Here is a 7,212-nt window from a genome sequence, read left to right as displayed (position 1 = left end):
CTCCAAGGCAGCCGTCATCATCGCCAGACCGCGCACGATCTTGCCGCTCTGGAACAACAGGTTGCCCAGCGTCGCCTGCGCACCGGCATGGCCTTTTTCGGCCGCGAGTTGCAGCCAGCGCCCGGCCTGTTTGACGCTGGCCTTCACGCCGCCCTCGCCTTTCAGGAACATCTGACCGATCTCGAACTGCGCGTTCGGATTGCGGTAGTTGGCGGCGGCGCGCATGTAGTATTCCTGCGCCGCAACCTCGTTCTCCTCAACCGGGCTGCCGGGGATGCCTTTGCGCAGATAGTCGCCGAGCGCGACAAGCGCGTCGGAGACATAGCTTTCCTCGGGCGAGCCGGGCTCGACATCCTGGTCGACGATCTCGGAGAAGAACTTGAAGGCCGCATAGTCGTCGCGGGCCACGCCGTCGCCCTGGGCATACATGCGCGCAAGCTTCCAGGTGGCGCCGATCTGGCCGTTCTCGGCGGCATATTTATAGGCCTCGACCGCTTGATCCTTGTGGCCGTTCTTGTAGGCGGAGAAGCCGAACTGGAACACCGCCCACGGGCTCGACTGCGGCTTGACCCCGGTCTTGTCGTCGAACACCTTGTCGTCGAAGGCCATGACCTGCCCGACGGCGCCCAAGGTCGCCACCGCGACCAGTGCCGGCAAGACAAATGACCTCAACACCTCAAATGTCCGCATAGCAGTGTGTTTCTTTTGCACCGCCCGGATGGGTGACCGCGCCGTCGCGGGCCGACCCTACGGTCTGCGCATATTTCCAGATCGCACCGGACTGATAGTCGGTCTTGCGCGCCTTCCATTTCTTGGCCCGGGCCGCCAGCTCGGCATCCGACAGCGCCACCTCGATCGTGCCACTCACGGCGTCGATAGAGATCACGTCGCCATTCTTGATGAGCCCGATCGGCCCGCCGACCGCCGCCTCCGGCCCGACATGGCCGATGCAGAAACCACGTGTAGCACCGGAAAAACGCCCGTCGGTGATCAGCGCCACTTTGCCGCCCATGCCTTGGCCGTAGAGCGCTGCCGTCGTCGACAGCATCTCGCGCATGCCCGGACCGCCGCGCGGCCCCTCGTAGCGGATGACGAGGACCTCGCCCTCCCGGTAATTGCGCTGCGTGACCGCTTCGAAGCACTCCTCTTCCGAATCGAAGCAGCGCGCCGGGCCTGAGAATTTCAGCTCCGACATGCCGGCGATCTTCACGATCGCGCCTTCGGGGGCGAGGTTGCCCTTCAAGCCCACAACGCCGCCTGTCTTGGTGATTGGCCGATTGGCGGGACGCACAACATCCTGGCTCTCATTCCAGGCAACGTGCTCCATGTTTTCGGCCAAAGTGCGGCCAGTGACCGTCATGCAGTCGCCATGCAGATAGCCGTGGTCGAGCAGCGTTTTCATCAAGAGCGGAATGCCGCCGGCCTCGAACATGTCCTTGGCGACATATTTGCCGCCGGGCTTGAGGTCGGCGATATAAGGCGTCTTTTCGAAGATCGCTGCCACGTCGAAGAGGTCGAACTTGAGACCCGCCTCATGCGCGATCGCCGGCAGATGCAGTGCCGCGTTGGTCGAGCCGCCGGTGGCCGACACGACCGTCGCAGCATTCTCCAACGCCTTGCGGGTAACGATGTCGCGCGGCCGGATGTTTTTCGCGATCAGCTCCATGACCTTTTCGCCGGAGGCGAAATTGAACCGGTCGCGCATTTCGTAGGGCGCCGGCGCGCCGCAGGAATAGGGCAAGGCCAGCCCGATCGCCTCGGCGACCGTCGCCATGGTGTTGGCGGTGAACTGAGCGCCGCACGACCCTGCCGACGGACAGGCTGCCTGCTCGATCTCGAGCAGCTCGGCATCGGAGATCGTGCCGACCGAATGCTGCCCGACCGCCTCGAACACATCCTGCACGGTGATCTGCCTTCCGCGGTAGCTGCCGGGCAGGATCGAACCGCCATAGATGAAGATAGACGGCACGTTGAGCCGCACCATCGCCATCATCATTCCGGGCAGCGACTTGTCGCAGCCGGCAAGCCCGACCAGCGCATCATAGCAATGGCCGCGCATGGTGAGCTCGACTGAATCGGCGATCACCTCGCGCGACACCAGGGACGACTTCATGCCCTGGTGGCCCATGGCGATACCGTCCGTGACGGTGATGGTGCAGAACTCGCGCGGCGTGCCATTGGCTGCCGCGACGCCTTTCTTCACCACCTGTGCTTGGCGCATCAGTGAGATGTTGCAGGGAGCGGCCTCGTTCCAGCAGCTGGCGACGCCGACCAGCGGCTGCGCGATCTCGGCCGCCGACAGTCCCATGGCGTAAAGGTATGAACGATGTGGTGCGCGCGCCGGACCTTCGGTCACGTAGCGGCTGGGCAGCTTGGCCTTGGAGATTGCCTTGGCGTCCATCGTCGTCCTTGCCGCACACCCCGCGGCCGGTCCCATCGCCGAGCCAACCTGGCACGCATCCCGAGACCTATTCGAGTTGCTCCGGGTTTATGGCGGGAAATGGGCAGTTCCCTCGGCTAGCCTTTTAGCTTCGGGGGTGTTCATAAACTGTTGCTGAAACGTCACAATCGTCTGAAGCGCCGGCTGTGCAGCTAATTTGCAACACAGGATCGGCCAACCAGCCCAGGCCGTTGAATGCCCAATAGAAAAAGGCCGGGCGGTGCCCGGCCTTCTTCGCGGAAATGCGGGAGCGGCTTAGAACTTGATCTTTATGCCACCCGAGATCGCCGTGACCAGATCGTTGCCGAAGTCGTAACTGGCGTCGGTGCCGGCCTGATAACCGTTGTCTCCGGTCACTATGCCGGAATGCCCGCTGGTCAGCACACCGAATGCACCAGCCAACCGAACCTCGATATTCGGCCGCGGCGTGTAGGCGACGCCGCCCCCGAGCGTCCAAGTATCGGTCTGCGCGCCATAGCCGTGCGAAGTGCCGCGATCCCAGGTGAGCTGACCGGCGGCGCTCCACTGATCGTTGAACTTATGGCCTATGCCGCCCGACACCGTCCAACCGTCGCGATACATCAGGTCCAGCGAGGTGGCCTGAAGAGAGCCGGAAGCATCATTGCCCGTAAAACATGCGGCGGTGGGAGTCCCGACAATACAAATGGGAACGCTCTGCAGCACGCTCCAGTTCACCCATTTGATCGAACCGAAAGCAAGCCAGCCTGGCGCGATGCCGGACTGCAATTTCAACTCCACGGAGTCCGGCATGTACTGGGTGCTGCCGTAGATCGGCGCAGAGCCCGTGGGTAATGTCGGTGACGTCAGTGTGCCGGAGATGTTGTCGAGCTTGACCTGCGAATTATAGACCAAGCTGGCGCGGAGTGCGATCTCAGGGATTTCGTAGGCAACGCCAGCGCGCCAGCCCCAGCCGCTGGCCTCCAGGTCGACGCGGCCAATCGGTGACGGCCCAAATGGATTGAAACCCACTAAGCTTTCCTTGAAGCCTGAAATATCCTGGTAGAACGCGCCGCCGATAAAACGGAGCTGGCCCTTACCGACATCGAACTTGTATGAACAGGTACCGGCGTAGTTATTGCTCTTGATATCCGTTTCAACGTTGGAAAAAGCGCCATTCCACGACGCGCCAGGGGCGGTGTGAGCGCCCCACGGCTGTGAATAGTCGATCATACAGTCGACGCCCGGCACAACCTGAACCTTGCCCCCGATGCGCGGCACCCAATAACCCTCGGCGCCATCCGCCGTGGAACTGAGAAAATTGAATGTCCCATTCAGACCAGTCGCATTCTTGTACTTGCGATCCGGCATCACATAGGTAGCTTCCGCTTCCGTCGCGAACGGCGCCGGGTCGAACAGCAGGTCGATGTCGTAGCCGCCGCGCTCGAGCCCGCCGGCATGCGCCGGGTGCATCGCCGATCCGATCAAAGCCAACGAAAAGCACCCTGCCCCCAGCAGTGCTTTGAGCCGCAAAACGTTCATGGAAATCCCTCCCCGAAACACGAAGTGGGCAAGCTAGAACCAATTCAGGTTAACGGCGCAACAACGAATTCGTGAGCTGTACATGTACACCTTGACAGCTCGTATTTTCGCCATGGTCACCGACCGCCCATTGAGCCCTAAAAGCGGCCCACTCGGCATCGGAGCGAGAGAAAAAATTGCAAAAAAGGTCCGAAACAGCTCAAAAACGGGCCATTTGGAACGGAATAGGCCCCATTGTTACATTACGGCAACAATGGGGCCAAAACTTTCCGTTTACGTCAAAATTAACCCAACGGCAGGCCCGTATCCGAGCGTGGTGACGCTTCGTAAAGCGCCCTCCAGTGAAGCCGAATCTTGCCGGTCACCCGGCGTCTCGGACCCTGGTCAGGGCGACTGAAAGCCTCTCTTGAGCCTCGCGATATTCGGCGAGCTTTTCGCGCTCTGCCTCGACCACCTCCTGCGGCGCGTTGGCGACGAACTTCTCGTTGGAAAGCTTCTTGTGCAGGCGGGCGATCTCCTCGGTCACCTTGGCCAGTTCCTTCTGCAGCCGCGTAGCTTCGGCCTGAAGGTCGATCAGGCTGCCGAGCGGCAGACAGACGGTCGCCTCGTTCAGAACGATCTGGGCCGAGCCTTTCGGCGGCGCATCGACCAGCGCGATGTCGCCGACGCGCGCCAGCCGCTTGATGGCCTGGGCGTGGCGATCCAGCCTTTCCTGCGTGATGGCATTGGCGCCGATCACCACCAGCGGCGCGATCGCCGCCGGCGGCACGTTCATTTCCGAGCGCACCGAGCGAATGCCGGAGACGAGCTCGACCAGCCAGTTGATGTCGGCGGCAGCCTCGTCATCCTCGAAATCGGGCGCGGGCCAGGCGGCGTGGCAAAGCAGGGAGGTGCGTACCTTCCCCTCGCCCGCGGTCTGCGCCCACAGCTCCTCGGTCATGAACGGCATCATCGGGTGCAGCAGCTTGTAGATCTCGTCCAGCACGAAGGCGACACAGGCCCGGCTCTCCGCCTTGGCCGCCTCGTCCGTGCCCATGAACACCGGCTTGAGCAGTTCGAGATACCAGTCGCAGAACAAGTTCCAGACGAAGCGATAGGCGGCGCCGGCCGCCTCGTTGAAGCGGTAGGTGGTGATGCCCTCGGTGATCGCCCGCGCCGCCCGCGTCAGCTCGGTCAGGATCCAACGGTTGACCGCGAGCTTGGCGTCGTGCAGCCAGAAATCGTCGTTCCTGGCGACCTCGTTCATTTCGGCGAAGCGCGTGGCGTTCCAGAGCTTGGTCCCGAAATTGCGGTATCCGGCGATACGCGCCGGGTCGAGCTTCACGTCGCGCCCCTGCGCTGCCATCACGGTCAAGGTGAAGCGCAGCGCGTCGGCGCCATACTCGTCGATCAGGTCGAGCGGGTCGATGACGTTGCCTTTCGACTTCGACATCTTCTGCCCGTTCTTGTCGCGCACCAGCGCATGAACATAGACCGTGTGAAACGGCTCCTCATTCATGAAATGCAGGCCCATCATCATCATCCGGGCCACCCAGAAGAAGATGATGTCGAAGCCGGTCACCAGCACGTCGGTCTGGTAGTAGGTCTTCAGCTCCGGCGTCTGGTCAGGCCAGCCGAGCGTCGAGAACGGCCACAGCGCCGAGGAGAACCAGGTGTCGAGAACGTCCTCGTCGCGCGTCAGGATCTCGCCCGGCTTGAAATTCTCAAGCTTGTCCTCGACCCAGGCCTTCCACGGTCCTTCCAGTGCCAAATAATATTCGACCGCCGCAGCCAGCGCCTCCTCTTCGGTCTTCTCGACGAAGACGCGTCCGTCCGGCCCGTACCAGGCCGGAATCTGGTGCCCCCACCACAGCTGCCGCGAGATGCACCAGGGCTGGATGTTCTCCATCCAGTCGTAATAGGTCTTCTCCCAGTTCTTCGGCACGAAGTTCGTGCGGCCCTCGCGCACAGAGGCAATGGCCGGCTTGGCGAGCTCCGCCGCGTTGACGTACCACTGGTCGGTGAGGAACGGCTCGATCGGCACGCCGCCGCGATCGCCATGCGGCACGGTGTGGCGATGCGGCTCGACCTTTTCCAGGAAGCCGCCCGCTTCCATCAGCTCGACGATCTTCTTGCGCGCCACGAAGCGATCCAGCCCGTCGAGCTCATCCCAGACGGCCTGGCGCTGCGGCGTCACTTCAAGACCTGCAAGGAACTCCTCGTTATCCTTGAGCTTGATGTAGGCTTCGACGGTCAGGATGTTGATCGCCGGCAGCTTGTGGCGCTTGCCGACCTCAAAGTCGTTGAAGTCATGCGCCGGGGTGATCTTGACCGCGCCGGAACCCTTTTCCGGATCCGAATACTCATCCGCAACAACCGGTATCCTGCGGCCGACGATCGGCAGGATGACGTTCCCGCCGACCAGGTCGCGAACCCGCTCGTCGTCGGGGTGAACCGCCACCGCCGTGTCGCCCAGCATGGTTTCCGGGCGTGTCGTGGCGACGGTGATGAACGTCTTCGGATTCTCGGGATCGAACGCGAGGCCTTCGACCGGGTAGCGGAAATGCCAGAGATTGCCGTTGACCTCATGCTGTTCGACCTCGAGGTCGGAAATAGCCGTCAACAGCTTCGGATCCCAGTTCACAAGGCGCTTGTCCTTGTAGATCAGCCCCTGTTTGTAGAGGGTGACGAACACCTCCAGCACCGCCTTGGACAGACCCTCGTCCATGGTGAAGCGCTCTCGGCTCCAGTCGGCCGAGGCACCGAGCCGCCTCAGTTGATTGAAGATGGCGCCGCCGGATTCGGCTTTCCACTCCCAGACCTTTTCGATGAACTCCTCGCGCGACAGGTCGCGGCGATGGATCTGCCTCTCCATCAGCTGCCGCTCGACCACCATCTGCGTGGCGATGCCGGCATGATCCATGCCCGGCTGCCACAGCACATTCTTGCCACGCATGCGCTCGAACCGCACCAGGATATCCTGCAGCGTGTTGTTGAGCGCGTGCCCCATATGCAGCGAGCCCGTAACGTTCGGCGGCGGGATGACGATGGTGAAGGCTTCCGCCCCTTCCTCCGCGCCGGCGCCGGCGCGGAACGCATCGGCCTCTTCCCAGATTTTGGCGATCTTCGGCTCGACGGTCTTGGCGTCGTAGGTTTTATCAAGCATGGAGGAAGTCCGAACTGTCGGGAACAAGCGTCCGGTGTAAATCGGAAGCTCTTGGCCGAGTCAACCGCGAGAAGGATGAGCCCGCCTTGCCCAGATAGGCTTGCCGCTGATCGCCGCAAGCCTATCT

Annotated in this window: 4 protein-coding genes; all 4 read right to left on the bottom strand. The window is 62.3% G+C overall.

What is annotated here, in order from left to right; translation table 11 throughout:
* Positions 1-690: tetratricopeptide repeat protein (locus EOA60_RS12480; RefSeq protein WP_164893892.1), on the bottom strand; the 690-nt coding region annotated here is incomplete at its 3' end.
* Positions 677-2,401, bottom strand: a complete 1,725-nt coding sequence (ilvD, locus tag EOA60_RS12475) for a dihydroxy-acid dehydratase (protein WP_095801870.1) — start codon at positions 2,399-2,401, stop codon at positions 677-679. The genes ilvD and EOA60_RS12480, both read right to left, overlap by 14 nt.
* A 294-nt stretch (positions 2,402-2,695) precedes the next feature.
* Complete coding sequence (locus EOA60_RS12470) at positions 2,696-3,940, bottom strand: OmpP1/FadL family transporter (RefSeq protein WP_095825617.1); 1,245 nt, start codon at positions 3,938-3,940, stop codon at positions 2,696-2,698.
* Positions 3,941-4,301: 361 nt separating this feature from the next.
* Positions 4,302-7,085, bottom strand: coding sequence for a valine--tRNA ligase (locus tag EOA60_RS12465; RefSeq protein ID WP_128311415.1), 2,784 nt, complete (start codon positions 7,083-7,085; stop codon positions 4,302-4,304).
* Between the last annotated feature and the right edge of the window lie 127 nt (positions 7,086-7,212).

The organism is Mesorhizobium sp. M1A.F.Ca.IN.020.06.1.1, from assembly GCF_004023265.1.
Classification (GTDB): Bacteria; Pseudomonadota; Alphaproteobacteria; order Rhizobiales; family Rhizobiaceae; genus Mesorhizobium.
The sequence above is the reverse complement of the archived record's forward strand: the minus strand, read 5'-3'. Positions and strand labels throughout refer to the sequence as shown.